12 protein-coding genes and 1 pseudogene are annotated in these 14048 nt (G+C 36.0%); 6 read left to right on the top strand and 7 right to left on the bottom strand.

Annotation, left to right across the window (positions count from 1 at the left end):
* The gene (locus tag KTI79_RS17375) at positions 1-1122 is read left to right on the top strand and encodes a 5-(carboxyamino)imidazole ribonucleotide synthase (protein ID WP_032038269.1); all 1122 of its coding nucleotides are present in this window, start codon (positions 1-3) and stop codon (positions 1120-1122) included.
* Between the two features lie 685 nt (positions 1123-1807).
* Entirely contained in the window at positions 1808-3100 is a 1293-nt protein-coding gene (locus KTI79_RS17370; protein ID WP_199964145.1) for a lytic murein transglycosylase, read from the top strand.
* A 62-nt stretch (positions 3101-3162) separates the two neighbouring features.
* On the opposite strand, the gene KTI79_RS17365 is transcribed toward KTI79_RS17370, so the two are convergent.
* The 6 genes and pseudogenes from KTI79_RS17365 to KTI79_RS17340 form a co-directional block, all read right to left on the bottom strand.
* A complete protein-coding gene (locus KTI79_RS17365) occupies positions 3163-3537 on the bottom strand; it encodes a hypothetical protein (RefSeq protein ID WP_014207668.1) in 375 nt (124 codons plus the stop codon).
* Between the two features lie 101 nt (positions 3538-3638).
* Positions 3639-4648 (bottom strand): annotated as a pseudogene (locus KTI79_RS17360) (M57 family metalloprotease).
* A gap of 105 nt (positions 4649-4753) precedes the next feature.
* Positions 4754-5653 carry a matrixin family metalloprotease gene (locus tag KTI79_RS17355; RefSeq protein WP_143225002.1) on the bottom strand — a complete coding sequence of 300 codons (900 nt, stop codon included), beginning with the start codon at positions 5651-5653 and terminating at the stop codon, positions 4754-4756.
* Positions 5654-5982: 329 nt separating this feature from the next.
* Positions 5983-7923, bottom strand: a complete 1941-nt coding sequence (gene dnaK / locus KTI79_RS17350) for a molecular chaperone DnaK (RefSeq protein ID WP_002115449.1) — start codon at positions 7921-7923, stop codon at positions 5983-5985.
* A 118-nt stretch (positions 7924-8041) separates the two neighbouring features.
* A complete protein-coding gene (gene grpE / locus KTI79_RS17345; RefSeq protein WP_086375803.1) occupies positions 8042-8596 on the bottom strand; it encodes a nucleotide exchange factor GrpE in 555 nt (184 codons plus the stop codon).
* A gap of 162 nt (positions 8597-8758) precedes the next feature.
* On the bottom strand, positions 8759-9652 hold the full coding sequence (locus KTI79_RS17340; protein WP_032038284.1) for a LysR family transcriptional regulator: 894 nt from the start codon (positions 9650-9652) through the stop codon (positions 8759-8761).
* Positions 9653-9758: 106 nt separating this feature from the next.
* On the opposite strand from KTI79_RS17340, the gene KTI79_RS17335 reads away from it, so the two are divergent.
* Entirely contained in the window at positions 9759-10625 is an 867-nt protein-coding gene (locus tag KTI79_RS17335) for an MBL fold metallo-hydrolase (RefSeq protein WP_086375802.1), read from the top strand.
* Positions 10626-11016: 391 nt separating this feature from the next.
* Positions 11017-11247: a hypothetical protein gene (locus tag KTI79_RS17330; RefSeq protein ID WP_000733015.1), complete on the top strand. Its 231-nt coding sequence runs from the start codon at positions 11017-11019 to the stop codon at positions 11245-11247.
* 165 nt (positions 11248-11412) lie between these two features.
* On the opposite strand, the gene KTI79_RS17325 is transcribed toward KTI79_RS17330, so the two are convergent.
* Positions 11413-11757 carry a hypothetical protein gene (locus tag KTI79_RS17325; protein WP_086375801.1) on the bottom strand — a complete coding sequence of 115 codons (345 nt, stop codon included), beginning with the start codon at positions 11755-11757 and terminating at the stop codon, positions 11413-11415.
* A 211-nt stretch (positions 11758-11968) separates the two neighbouring features.
* Here KTI79_RS17325 and KTI79_RS17320 point away from each other — a divergent pair, with 211 nt between their 5' ends.
* Both KTI79_RS17320 and KTI79_RS17315 read left to right on the top strand, forming a co-directional pair.
* Entirely contained in the window at positions 11969-13039 is a 1071-nt protein-coding gene (locus KTI79_RS17320; RefSeq protein ID WP_199964144.1) for an alpha/beta hydrolase, read from the top strand.
* Between the two features lie 157 nt (positions 13040-13196).
* The gene (locus KTI79_RS17315; protein ID WP_199964143.1) at positions 13197-13754 is read left to right on the top strand and encodes a peptidylprolyl isomerase; all 558 of its coding nucleotides are present in this window, start codon (positions 13197-13199) and stop codon (positions 13752-13754) included.
* Positions 13755-14048: the final 294 nt, after the last annotated feature.

The following is a 14048-nucleotide window of genomic DNA, read 5'->3' as shown; positions in this document are numbered from 1 at the left end:
ATGGATAAAACTATCGGTATTTTTGGTGGTGGGCAATTGGGCCGTATGATGGCGCAAGCAGCTTTACCATTAAATATTCAATGTACTTTTTTTGAAGCAAATACAGATTGTCCAGCAGGTGTTTTAGGCCAAGTTTTTTCTAGTCAAGATGAGCAAGGTTTAAAGCAATTTATTGAAAGTGCTGATGTTTTCAGTCTTGAGTTTGAAAATACGCCAGTTGAAGATGTGGATGTTTTGACACAAACTAAAACATTGCACCCTCCCCGTGTTGCTTTAGCAACTGCGCAAAATCGTTTGTCAGAAAAAGCATTGTTTGATGAGCTGACAATTCCTGTTGCGCCGTATCGTGCTGTAGATAGCTTAGAAAGCTTGAAAAAGGCTGTGGCTGAGCTTGGTTTACCGATCGTGCTTAAGACTGCAACTGGTGGATATGACGGCAAAGGCCAGTTTGTACTTCGTTCAGAAGACCAGATTGATACTGCTTGGGCTGAGCTTGGTCCTGCAAAAAGTCTAGTTGCCGAAAGCTTTGTTAAATTCTCTCGCGAAGTTTCAATTATTGCGGTGCGTGGCCAAAATGGTGAAGTAAAAACTTGGCCTCTGGCTGAAAACCATCATCATAATGGTATTTTATCGCATTCAATTGTTCCTGCACCGAATAGTGAAGCTTTGCAACCCGTTGCTCAAGACTACATTACTCGTTTGTTGAATCACCTTAACTATGTTGGTGTGCTGACTCTAGAGCTATTTGTAACAGAACAAGGTTTGTGTGCAAATGAGATGGCACCGCGTGTGCATAACTCAGGCCACTGGTCAATTGAAGGCGCGGTTTGTTCTCAGTTTGAAAACCATATTCGAGCTGTTGCAGGTCTTCCATTAGGTTCAACAGACGTTGTTCGTCCAACGGTCATGATCAATATCATCGGTCAGCATCCTAAAACTGAAGATGTACTTGCCTTAAATGGTGCTCATCTACATCTTTATAACAAGTCTGAACGTGCTGGCCGCAAATTAGGCCATATCACTTTAATGCCTGTGGATAGTAATGAATTGACGAATTTATGCCGTCAATTGGCAGAAATTTTGCCAGAACCACTCGCTTTAACAGCAGATATGACCCTCTAAAAGTATATTTAATACTCTAAAAAGCGATCTTCGGATCGCTTTTTTATCTTTTAAATTTAAAAAATAATAGAACATGCATATTTTGAGTTGTGGATAACTCTAATTTGAACTTTTGAATTTAAAAAAAGCTACTGTAATTTGAATTTAAAACCACAAATAACTGTTTTGGGTGCTTTTGAATTTAAAATTAGTTATCCACAAAAGTATTTTTAAATTTAAATGATGGGGTTGGATGTACTTTTTTAAATTCAAAAATTGAGATCTATTGGTATAGGGTTTTGAATTTAAAATTTTTGACTGATTTTTAAATTTAAAAATACGGATTTCTGTGATGATTGGCTCTAATCTGTAATAAATAATAAAGCGATATAGAATAGAATTAAGGGGTAGAGGTGTTTTGGTTGTATTGTGGATAAAGTTATCCACAATACAGAAGGGTTTGCAGTTTAAATTTAAAGAAGTACTTTTGAATTTAAACTTAAGCATCGTTTCTGAATTCAAAAATAATAATTTGTATCTATAGAATTTTAAATTCAAAAATAAAGTAGAAAATTTGAATTTAAAACATGGGAAATGAATTTAAAGTAGAGATTATGAATTCAAATTTACGTTTTCTCTCTGAAATTTTGGACTCATAATGGTATGGTACTTACAAATTTAAATTTAAAAATCGAACTAGGATAATATGCGACGTTTTTCTTGTATTGTTGGCTCTGTATTTTTGGCGATGACTCAGGCTCAAGCAGAGCTCGTAATTAATGGTTCTACAATATCTAGCAGTGCTACCGTTCCAGTAGTGACGAGCGAAGATTATACGCCTAATAATAATTTCCAAAGCTGTTTGGCAAATTTACGTTCTCAAGCAATTGCTGCTGGAGTATCGGGTACAACTTATGACCGTTATACCCAAAACTTGACCCCAGATTATTCAGTTATTGATAAATTAAACTATCAACCAGAATTTTCGACACCAATTTGGGATTATCTTTCTGGTCTAGTTGATGAAGAGCGCGTTGAGCTTGGTAAACAAAAACTGGCGCAACATCGAGATGTTTTAAACCGTGCTTCTCAAACCTACGGTGTGCCGCCGGAAACAATTGTAGCGGTGTGGGGTGTTGAAAGTAATTTTGGTGATATTTCTGGAAAATATCCTTTATTACAAGCACTCGGGACTTTAAGTTGTGAAGGTCGTCGACAAAGTTATTTCCGCACTGAGTTTTTTGCCACTATGCGTATTTTACAACGTGGTGATTTAACCGAAAATCAATTGAAAGGTTCATGGGCTGGGGCATTTGGACACACCCAATTTATGCCATCTACCTATGAACGTTTAGCTGTTGATTTTGATGGCGATGGCCGTCGAGATTTAGTGTCGAGTACAGCTGATGCGCTGGCTTCAACGGCTAATTTCTTAAATAAAGCAGGTTGGCAAACAGGAATGCCGTGGGGTTTTGAAGTTAAAGTACCCCAAGGTATGTCAATTGATGGAGAAGGGCGACGTTCAAAGAAAGCTTTAAGTAGCTGGAGTGCACGAGGGGTAACCCGAATTGATGGTTCTCCACTTGTTCAAGGAGCTTTATCTGGCAATACTTCAGCGGGTTTAATGGCACCTGCAGGTATAAATGGTCCAGTATTTTTAGTATTTAAGAATTTTGATGCTATCTACAGCTATAACGCTGCGGAAAGCTATGGACTTGCGATTGCACATTTATCTGATCGTATAAAAGGTGCTGGTCCATTTGTTGCATCTTGGCCAACTGATGATCCAGGAACTTCACGTGCAGAACGTCGTGAAATCCAACAGTTTTTGATTAATCGTGGCTATGATATTGGTGCAGTTGACGGCCTTATTGGAGATAAAACCCGTGTAGCTATTCGTCAAGAACAAACTCGTTTAGGTTTAAATCCAACGGGACGGGCAGGGCAACAAATTTTACGTGCATTCCGTCAAGAACAAGCTCAGAAAATGATGCAATAAACTGAAAATAATAAAAAGGTCTGCTCATGCAGACCTTTTTTATAGGTGCTTATATAACATGATTACTCTAATTTAACTGCTTCCAAAATATCAAAAATAACTGACGTAACATCTTGGCTTAAATCACGATCATTAAAGATTTCATACGCAGTGATCGTGACATCAGTATCACTTGGTAATTGCTTTTGCTCTTCTTCAATTAAATGTTCAATCGGTAACAGAGTCTGTTTTACTTCAAGATGGAGAATATCTTTATATTCGATATTTTCATCCTCAAGCTCGATTTCATGCTCATTGAAAAAGGGAATTAAAATAGAATGGAGGTATGGTTTAATTTCAATAATATCAAACAGTTCAATATCGCGAGTCTGTTCAATTGTGCTGATATGATCATTTACTTCAATCAGGATATGATAATAACTCATCTTGATCTCCATTCTATTTTCGTTAGCTCTTATGACCACAATAACATGACTTTGATACCAATTTCGATGTATCTACCTAGAAATAGATACATCATTTTATATCAAGCTCTTAATTATTGAGGTAAAGCACTTAATAGATCACGGTCAGCATCAGTAAGTCCAGTGATTTTGTTGTCACCATCTTTACGTACTGAGTACATCAATGCATTTGGTTGATCACTATGTTTTAAACCAAGTGCATGTCCTAACTCATGAGCAATCGTTAAACGTAAATCATCAATAGACTTAAACTCATAAATCACAATTTGTTTGCCGTTGTAGATACCTTTTTTAAAGACATCCGCTTGAGCATTTTGCTTAAATTGGTTCAATGAATTATTAAACTCATTATTAATCTGATTAAAATGAGTAACTTTGACATTTAAGTCTTTAGCTTGCTGATTATATGCAGCAATTTCTTTCTTTAAAGCAACAGTTTGTTTTTGCAAATCTTTTTGAGTTTTAGCCAGAGATTTGGCACTATATTCAGGTGCTAATTTTCCTTGGTTAAGTTGCATCATTTGCTGGTCAAAATTTTTCAATTTTTCGTTCAAAATCTGCTTTTTACTTTCAAGGTTAGACTGAGTTTGACTTAAAGTTTGCTTCAATTGCTTAATTTGTTGCTGTTCATCAATTACACGTTGCTGTTCTTGTTGGAACTGAGCTGCGATTTTTTGACGCTGTTCAGAACGGCTTTGGCTATTATCGTAAACTAAACGAATTTCTAACTTTGCATTTGGATCATAAGTAAAATAATCATGTCCAGTGCCTTGTTTCCAAATGTCCGCAGCTTGTTGACTAATTTGAATCACCTGGTCTTGGCTTAAACCAAAACGTGGATCAATATCAGCAATTTTATAAGTCAAATGTTGACCTGTTGTTTGCTGGATTTGAGTATGAGCTGGAGTTGCAAGATTAGCATTAGCCTGAAAATTAGAAAAAGCGAAGGCTACGCCTAATAACAAAGATGTTAAACGCATAATCGAAGGGGGAGATTTTAAAAAAAACGTATTATAAGAATATAAAATGAAAAATCAATCAAAAAACGTACGATTTGGATAAATAAATGAGACTTTAGTCTCATTATTTTTTACCAAATGCCAAATTATTTTTTAGAAAAAATTTAATATATTTAGTTTTATTTAGTTTTATTTAGTTTTTTTAATTATTTAACTTTAATGATTTTTACTTAATTGGACCTATAAATTGAACCTAATAAATCTAAATCTGAATCTGTTAATTTAAAGTTATGAATATCTTGCTCTTTTAAATAGGGATACATTAAAGATTTTGGGTTGGTAGTATGTTTTAGACCTAAAGCATGCCCAAGTTCATGAGCAAGGGTCAAGCGTAAATCATTTAAAGAAGCATAGCCGTAAATCTGGATTTGGTTTTGACTGAATAATCCTTTATGGAAGGGTTGAATACTAGTTTTTTGCTCTAACTTGAATTGTGTTTTTAAGGCACTTAAATCACTTTGCTCTCGATTTAGCTCTTTAATCTTTAAGTTAAGTGCTTGAATTTTAAAATTTAGACTGTTGGATTCATTGCCTAAATTTTCTGATTTTTGCTCTAGTCGTTTTTGCCATTCTTTTAAATTATTGGCACTAGAGTAATGATGTTCTCCTTGATTAAAGCGCGTTACATCTTGTTGATATTGTTCAAACTCCGCTTTTAGACTGGCCTTTTTCTTGTTTAAATCACTTGATAGTTGAGCAACTTCTTGTTTATTTAGAATAATTTCTTCATTTTTAATACGCCATGCTTCCTGCTTTTGCAAAAGTGCATCCAAATTGTTTTGTTGTTCATCTTTAAATATTTGATGATCATCATAGATTAAGTTAATTGACAATTGAGCCTGTGAATCATAAATAAAATAGGTCTTTCCAGTTTCTTTTTGCCAGATTTCAGCAGCTTGCCGACTTACCTCAACTAGTTGTTCTTTAGTAAGTTGAAACCGCGGATCAATAAAAGCAATTCGGTATTTTAAAGGCTGATGAGATGAATGAATTGGCAGATTGCTTTGAGCAAAAAGTGTTGTTTGTAAGCCCATGCATAAGCTTAATCCCCACCATAGAAATTTTTTCATGGCAAAATAAAAAATACAAATAAATCTTATTGTTAGCTACTTAATTTAATTCGTCAAAATGATAAAAATCTCAATAGATTGGGTGGCGTTTGTGATATTGATCGAGAAATTAAAAAAGATGTTCTCAGACTTGGCAATAATCAAATAATTAATGTAGTAAATAACAGTGGTATTTTAACAAAAAAATATTATTTAAAATTAACTATTTAGTTTTTATCATTGATCTTTCTGACAGAAATATTTCAACAATAACATTAAAAATCTTATTGTTAATTTTTGTAACCAATAAAAAACCGCGCCTAAGCGCGGTTTTTTATTAAAGAAACAAATTATTTTTTGTCATCTTTAACTTCAGTGAACTCAGCATCTACAACGCCATCATCTGCTTTTTGTTGACCCGCATCACCACCTTGGAATGCATTTGGATCAAAGCCTTCAGCACCACCAGCTTGTTGAGCTTGTTCATAAGCACGTTGAGTGATAGGCATCAAGATGTTTTGTAAAGCTTCAGTTTTTGCTTTGATATCTTCTACATCATTTTCTTTTGTTGCTGCTTCAAGTTCAGAAACAGCAGTGCTTACAGCTGTTTTTTCATCTTCAGTAACTTTATCACCAAGATCTTTAACAGCTTTGTTCGAGCTTGAAATTAATGCATCAGCTTCGTTACGAGCTTTTGCAAGTTCTTCAAACTTACGATCTTCTTCAGCATTCGCTTCAGCATCTTTAATCATTGCTTCGATTTCAGCATCAGACAAACCTGAGTTCGCTTTAATCTGGATCGATTGCTCTTTACCAGTGCTCTTATCTTTAGCAGATACTTTCAAGATACCATCAGCATTGATGTCGAAAGATACTTCAATTTGTGGCACACCACGTGGAGCAGGTGGAATATCGCCTAATTGGAAGTTACCCAACAATTTGTTTTGTTGAGCCATCTTACGTTCACCTTGGTAAACTGAAATGTCTACAGCAGGCTGGTTGTCAGCAGCAGTAGAGAACACTTGTGATTTCTTCGCAGGAATCGTCGTGTTTTTCTCAATGATTGGTGTTAATACACCACCCATTGTTTCAATACCTAAAGTTAATGGCGTTACGTCTAATAAAAGAACGTCAGTTTTGTCACCAGACAATACCGCACCTTGAATCGCAGCACCGATTGCAACTGCTTCGTCAGGGTTCACGTCTTTACGTGGCTCTTTACCAAAGAATTCTTGTACTTTTTGTTGTACAAGTGGCATACGAGACTGACCACCAACCAAAATCACGTCAGAGATGTCAGAAGTCGAAAGACCAGCATCTTTAAGTGCGATTTTACAAGGCTCAATTGTACGAGCAACTAAATCAGCAACTAAACCTTCAAGTTTCGCACGTGTTACATTGATCACTAAATGTTTAGGACCAGTTGCATCAGCAGTGATGTATGGAAGGTTGATTTCAGTTGCATTTGATGAAGAAAGCTCGATTTTTGCTTTTTCAGCAGCTTCTTTCAAACGTTGTAACGCAAGTGGATCATTTTTTAAGTTCACACTTTGTTCTTTCTTAAATTCTTCAACCAAGAATTCAATTAACGCGTTATCAAAGTCTTCACCACCAAGGAAAGTATCACCGTTTGTTGATAACACTTCGATTTGTTGGTCGCCATCAAGGTCTGCGATTTCAATGATTGATACGTCAAAAGTACCACCACCTAAGTCGTAAACTGCAACTTTACGGTCGCCTTCTTTTTTGTCCATACCGAACGCAAGTGCAGCAGCAGTTGGTTCGTTAATGATACGTTTAACGTCTAACCCAGCGATTTTACCCGCATCTTTAGTTGCTTGACGTTGAGCATCGTTAAAGTAAGCAGGAACAGTAATAACTGCTTCAGTAACTGTTTCACCTAAATAGTCTTCTGCAGTTTTCTTCATCTTTTTCAAGATTTCAGCAGAAACCTGTTGAGGCGCTAATTTTTTATCGTTTACTTCAACCCAAGCATCGCCATTGTCTGCTTTGATGATTTTATAAGGTACAAGACCGATATCTTTTTGTACCGCTTGATCTTCATAACGACGACCAATTAAACGCTTGATAGCGAATAATGTATTTTTCGGGTTAGTTACTGCCTGACGCTTAGCACTTTGACCTACTAAGATCTCGCCATCTTTATAAGCAATGATCGATGGAGTTGTACGTGCGCCTTCAGCGTTTTCGATTACTTTTACTTTATCGCCTTCAAGTACAGCAACGCATGAGTTGGTAGTACCTAAGTCAATACCAATAATTTTTGCCATGTGACGTTTTCCTCAAAAATTCTTTTGCAATGTTTTTGCTTGTTATCCGATATGAGAGTGAATCTATTTTTTTCAAGCGTTTTAGCGAAAAAAAATCTAAAAACTCTCAAAAAATTATTTATTGACCAACCATAACCATAGCAGGGCGCAATAAGCGACCATTTAATGTATAGCCCTTTTGTAAAACGCTACCGATTTCATTCGCTTTAGCATTTGGGTCAATACCTACAGCTTGATGTAAATCTGCATTGAAGCCATTTTTTGTATCAGCTACTACAACACCAAATTTTTCAAGTGTGGTTAACAGCGACTTCAAGGTCAGTTTAATACCTTCAAGTACTGGCGTTTCTTCATCACCAGCCGCTTGAATTGCACGCTCTAAATTATCAACAGAATCTAGTAATTCTTTTGCAAATTTTTCAAGCACAGTCTCTTTATGCTTGTCAGACTCACGTTGAATACGCTCTACACTTTTTTGTGCTTCGTAAACTGCATTCGCAGTACGTGCTTTTTCAAGTTTTAGGCTTTCTTCTAATTTGGTGATTTGCGCTTGTAAAGATTCAACGGTAACGTCGTTTGCTTGCTCTACACCTTCAGCCTGAGTTTGCTCATTAGATTGCTCTGCTTGCTCGTGTTGAATGTCTTGAGCTTGCTCATTTTGCTCATTAGCCATTGATGATCTCCGTTTAAATGGGTTTTTAAACATGTACAGTCCTTTTGGCATCAGCATTTACTGGGTAAAACCTGAACTGCCATGCATATGCTGTAATTCATTAATAGGGATGAAGTATGGGCATTGCCTAAAAATTCAAGCGTACACGGCAATTTAAAACTTTTAATTTTGCGGTTTTAAGTAAAAATCTAAATTTTCGATCATAAAAGCAATAAATTCCTGAGTTATTTTGGGTAAATGTTGTCTTGAAGCATATACCACCGACAAACTTAATTCAGGAGCCGAATAGTTTTTAAATAAAGGAACCAATCGTTTTTCTTTTAAATCTTTTTTAACTAATAAAGTCGGTAACATTGCCACACCTTGAGCATGTAAACACATGTCATAAACAGCATTTACATCATTACTTTTAAAGGTGACGTTCAAAGGATAGTTTTGAGGTTGCTGTTCAGTATCAAAAAGTGTCCAAAATTGATGTTGGCTATGGTGAGCTAAACATTCATGTTGAATAAGTTGCCTTGGATGGGAGAGGGGACTGTGTTGCTTTAAATAATCAGGATGAGCGCAGAAAACGGACTCGATTTGACAAACAGGTCGTGCAATTAACCCATCTGCAACTTTTTGCGTTATACGTAAGGCTAAATCGACCTGAGCATCAATTAAGTCCATTGTGTTTTCAGTAAGATATACATCAAATTGAATATGTGGATGTTGCTGTTTAAATTGGCGGATACATTCCCCAACCCCTAATTGAAATAAAAATAAACCACAAGTGAAGCGAATCGTACCGTTATGTTGTTCTGGTGCGGCTAACTCTTGTAAAAGTTGCTGTTGTTGTAAAATATTCTCACAGTAGAGTAGGGCTTTTTCACCTGCTGGAGTGAGAGATATTTTTCGGGTATTTCTTTGAAATAGTCGAGTTGAGAAGGTGTGCTCAAGGTGCTCAAGATAGCGAGAAACCATTGCACGGGAATAATTTAGATGTTCGGCAGCTTTGGTTAAATTGCCATGTTGAGCAATAGAAACAAAGACTTGTATGGCTTTTAATGTGTCCATATGCTTTATCATTGTTACAATTTATGCAACAGTTTATCTTAATTTAGTGCATTTACCTCACAAGAATTGCAATTTAAAGTATTTCTCATGAAATTGGAGATACATAATGAAATTTTTTAAATTAACTGCTTCAGTCCTAGCAACTGCGACTGCTTTAACGGTAGCTTCCTCAGCTTTTGCGCAAGATTTGAAAATCCAAAGTTTTCTGGCTAAACCCGAACATTTTGGCGTGACTTCTACTTTAATTGAAGGTGATAAAGACGTTCTGTTGGTGAATGCACAATTCTCAAAATCTGAGGCATTACGTATTGCTGCTGATATTCTTGATAGCGGTAAAACACTAAAGACAATTTTCGTAAGTTATGGCGATCCGGACTATTACTTTGGCTTAGATGTATTTAAACAATACTTCCCAAATGTACAAATCATCGCTACACCGGAAACTGTTAAACATATCCAAGATACTCAAGTGCTTAAAGTAAAGTATTGGGGTCCACAAATGGGTGCAAATGCGCCTAGCCAAATTATTGTGCCTCAAGCTTATACTGCTAAAACTTTAAAACTAGAGAATGAGTCGATCGAGATCAAAGGTAAGAAAGAACTTACTTATTTATGGATTCCTTCTTCGAAAGCTATTGTAGGCGGTATCCCAGTATCTTCAGGTATTCATTTGTGGATGGCAGATACACCAAAAGTTAAAGATCGCAATGAAGTGATTCAAGCTTTAGAAAGTATTAAATCACTCCAACCTCAAACGGTTGTTCCAGCTCATATGGTTGAGGGAGCTCCACAAGGTTTAGATGCGGTTAACTTTTCTATCGACTATCTCAAAAGCTATGAGAAAGCGGTTAAAGTAAGTAAAAATGCGAGTGAGCTAAGTCAGCTCATGCAGAAACAATATCCAACATTAAAGAGTGTGGATAGCCTAGAGCTAGGCGCAAAAGTTGTAAAAGGTGAGATGCAATGGCCGTAATTTAAATCGAAACGCCATCAATTTTTTAAAAAAGCCGTGGTTCATCCTCGGCTTTTTTATGAAATAAGACATTTTCAAGTAAAAAGTCTCTGTAACATTCTACGCACCTTATATAGCGTTTCTATAAAGAGAAAATTTTTAACGAGAGTAAAAGGCTAAGATAAAAATTAGAAATTGATAAAATTAAACAAAAGCTTAAGTTATAGCTTCTATATAAAAGGTAGAGGTGCGGCTAAGGAAGAGGTTTTAATAAAAAATTGCACAATTTGTACTTCTATTACTACAAAAGACAACCAATGATACGCACGCCAGAAAAAAAAATTGTGAATTATAGGCAGCGCGAAGATGAACTTTGCATTTAAATGTTTGTCGTAATGAAAGGAAAGTGATTATGAAAAAATTAGGTCTTATCTCTGTAGTACTTGCTGGTGTTGCTTTTACAGCTGTTGGTTGTGCATCTGAAGCTGGTTTAAATGCATCAGGTTCAGCTCAAACTAGCGCTAGCCCATCTGGCGTACAAGCTGGTGTGGGTGTAGATGCTGGCGTTTCTGGTCAAGCTCAACCAGGTCAAGTTGATGCTGGTGCTTCTGGTTCTGTTTCAGGTTCTGCAACTGCTCAGTAATTCTTAGCGATAAGAACAGTTAAAAGGTTATAGAGTGCATATATTTAAGATGCCAATTTATATATGAAATGAGCTGCTACTCATTATTCTATAATCAAGAGAATGTGGATTTCTCAAAAAAGCCCCGAAAGACTTATCTTTTGGGGCTTTTATGTAGTCATAAATTTAATCATCATGACGATAATCTCGACGGTTATGGTCACGATCCTCTACTCGCTTCTTATCCCACTCGTGGCGTTTTTTATCCTCCTGATGGCGTCTTTTTTCCCATTCACGACGATTTTTGTCATGTTCGCGAGCATCCTTACGTTGTTGTTCGTATATTCTTTTACGCTCTTCCCAACGTTTTCGTTCCCAATCACTATAGCGACGTCCATCATTGCGGTCATAGCGATCATCATCATCATGGTAACCGTAACCACCGCGGTAATAAGGATCATCTGTATAAGCTACACAGCCTACAGTTAAAAGACTGGTTGCTAATAAAGTAACAACTAGTTTTGCTGACATAGTAGTACCTCTTTTTATCTGTTAACAATAATTGGCAAAAAAGTCCTGTTTAAAACGACAGATTTGTTAATGACATTTGCTTTAAATCAGATTAGCGTAATTTGGTTTTTACCTTTGTATCTTGATTACATGAGTTGTATGCGAATATAGTCAAACAACAACAGAATTCTGTAGAAAATATGAAGGATAAGAGGAATTCATGGAGATAGGCATGACAGCATTTAATCAAAAAATTCAAACATTGCTAGATAAGGGCCAGGGGCCTGCTGCTCGAGCTCTTGATAAGTTACCTCGATTAGCTCAAGAGTCACTTGCCAAAATCCTTGGATATACCTACCAATACCCAGATCTCGACTCATTTACTAAATGTATGATGGCCGTACAAATTAAACAGGGACGTATTGGTTTTATTGGTCCAGATCCTATTGAGTCTAGACGGCAGTTTGATACACAAATGCTGGCTATACGCCAGAAATCAACGGAAATTGATTCAGTAGAAGACATTCGTTTACCGCTCCAAAGTGGAACTGTTTTCGCAAGACACTATCATCCGTCACCGAATAAAAAATTACCTCTTATTGTTTTCTATCACGGGGGAGGGTTTGTTGTGGGTGGTTTAGATACTCATGATGAGGTTTGTCGTATATTGGCAAAATATGCAAAAGTACAAGTTCTCAGTATTGATTATCCTCTTGCACCTGAAGTTTCACCTCAACATTTAATTCAATCATGTGAAGATGCCTTAGCTTGGGTATATCAAAATCGCAGACAACTAAAAATATTAAAAAATCGCATTGCTGTAGCAGGAGATAGTGCTGGCGGAAATATCAGTACGGTTGTCGCTCAACGATCAGTAAACAAACCTTATGTTCCACAAGCACAACTTCTTATTTATCCTACAGTAGATTTTAAAAGTCGACATCCTTCTTTCTATGCTTATAACGAAGGATTGGTTTTAACAGATAATGATATTAATTATGTCACTCAATATTATGCAACTCAGCATAATATAGAATTAGACGATCCAATTATTTCTCCAACCTATGGTAATTTGAAAAAGAACCCACCAGCTTTCGTGATTACGGCTGGTCATGACGTATTGCATGATGAAGCGAAAATTTATAGCTATAAGCTAAGACAAAATGGCGTCAAAATGCATTATGAAGAATATCCAGACCAAACCCATGGTTTTATAAATTTGACACCTATTTCTAAAAAGGCAAAAAGATATACTATCGAGATCAGTAAGAACTTCAGAAAGTTCTGGGATAAAAATAGTTAAACAAAAGCCTAGTCCATGTTTCACGTGGAACGTGGACTAATAGTCAAATCTAAAATATAAAGTGCTAAATAAAAGATAATAAATACTCACTAGAATTCTTTTATATAGATGATTAAATTTATTCTTCATTAAGTTTTGCGTTTTATTGTAGGAAGATATGAAAAAATTATTAATGTTATGTTGTTTGGGTATGAGCAGTCATTCAGTATGGGCTGACACTTTAGTTGAAATGCAAACAAATTTAGGCAATATTGAAATACAACTTTATGATGATAAAGCACCAAAGAGTGTGAAGAATTTTAAAGACTATATAAAGTCAGGCTTTTATAAAGATACGATATTTCACCGTGTAATTCCGGGCTTCATGGTGCAGGGTGGTGGCCTTACTGCAAATATGCAGGAAAAGACTACGCGAGCACCTATCAAAAATGAAGCTGGGAATGGAATTGCTAACACACGCGGAACGTTGGCGATGGCTCGTACTGCAAATCCTGACTCAGCAACTAGTCAGTTTTTCATTAACGTTGCAGATAATAATTTTTTAAATCGTTCTGCTGGTAATCCGGGTTACGCAGTTTTTGGAAAAGTAATTAAAGGAATGGATGTGGTTGACCGTATTGTTCAGGTCCCTACATCTAACTATGGCATGCATCAAAACGTACCAAAACAGTCTATAAAGATAGTAGATATAAAGTTTAAAACTTTTCAAAAATAAATTAACTATATAAATCATATATTTGTTTGTTTTTGAGATTTTTTTTGGCTGAAAAAGAATCGGTCAAGCGTGCATATTTATAAAAGTGCTTGCGTACCAGTTTTTTTTCCCTATAATGCACTCATCCCGACGCGATACACGAGAATATCTTAGCTTACAGGGTTAAGATGAAAGCTTAGTATTGCGTTGAATTCTGTCTCTGATGAAGAGCGGAAAAATCATTAAGAGAATTGAAGAACAACTTGTGTGGATTTTTACTGATTGATTAATCGAAATAATTTTCATTGATTGATT

Source organism: Acinetobacter sp. WU_MDCI_Abxd143 (assembly GCF_025514195.1).
Lineage (GTDB): Bacteria > Pseudomonadota > Gammaproteobacteria > Pseudomonadales > Moraxellaceae > Acinetobacter > Acinetobacter pittii_H.
The sequence above is the reverse complement of the archived record's forward strand: the minus strand, read 5'-3'. Positions and strand labels throughout refer to the sequence as shown.

What these genes read in the sequence shown, in the direction of transcription:
- dnaK (WP_002115449.1), bottom strand. Translation starts at nt 7,923, where the DNA reads ATGGCAAAAATTATTGGTATTGACTTAGGTACTACCAACTCATGCGTT.
- KTI79_RS17330 (WP_000733015.1), top strand. Translation starts at nt 11,017, where the DNA reads ATGAAAAAATTAGGTCTTATCTCTGTAGTACTTGCTGGTGTTGCTTTT.
- KTI79_RS17370 (WP_199964145.1), top strand. Translation starts at nt 1,808, where the DNA reads ATGCGACGTTTTTCTTGTATTGTTGGCTCTGTATTTTTGGCGATGACT.
- KTI79_RS17340 (WP_032038284.1), bottom strand. Translation starts at nt 9,652, where the DNA reads ATGGACACATTAAAAGCCATACAAGTCTTTGTTTCTATTGCTCAACAT.
- KTI79_RS17320 (WP_199964144.1), top strand. Translation starts at nt 11,969, where the DNA reads ATGACAGCATTTAATCAAAAAATTCAAACATTGCTAGATAAGGGCCAG.
- KTI79_RS17375 (WP_032038269.1), top strand. Translation starts at nt 1, where the DNA reads ATGGATAAAACTATCGGTATTTTTGGTGGTGGGCAATTGGGCCGTATG.
- KTI79_RS17315 (WP_199964143.1), top strand. Translation starts at nt 13,197, where the DNA reads ATGAAAAAATTATTAATGTTATGTTGTTTGGGTATGAGCAGTCATTCA.
- KTI79_RS17335 (WP_086375802.1), top strand. Translation starts at nt 9,759, where the DNA reads ATGAAATTTTTTAAATTAACTGCTTCAGTCCTAGCAACTGCGACTGCT.
- grpE (WP_086375803.1), bottom strand. Translation starts at nt 8,596, where the DNA reads ATGGCTAATGAGCAAAATGAGCAAGCTCAAGACATTCAACACGAGCAA.
- KTI79_RS17355 (WP_143225002.1), bottom strand. Translation starts at nt 5,653, where the DNA reads ATGAAAAAATTTCTATGGTGGGGATTAAGCTTATGCATGGGCTTACAA.
- KTI79_RS17325 (WP_086375801.1), bottom strand. Translation starts at nt 11,757, where the DNA reads ATGTCAGCAAAACTAGTTGTTACTTTATTAGCAACCAGTCTTTTAACT.
- KTI79_RS17365 (WP_014207668.1), bottom strand. Translation starts at nt 3,537, where the DNA reads ATGGAGATCAAGATGAGTTATTATCATATCCTGATTGAAGTAAATGAT.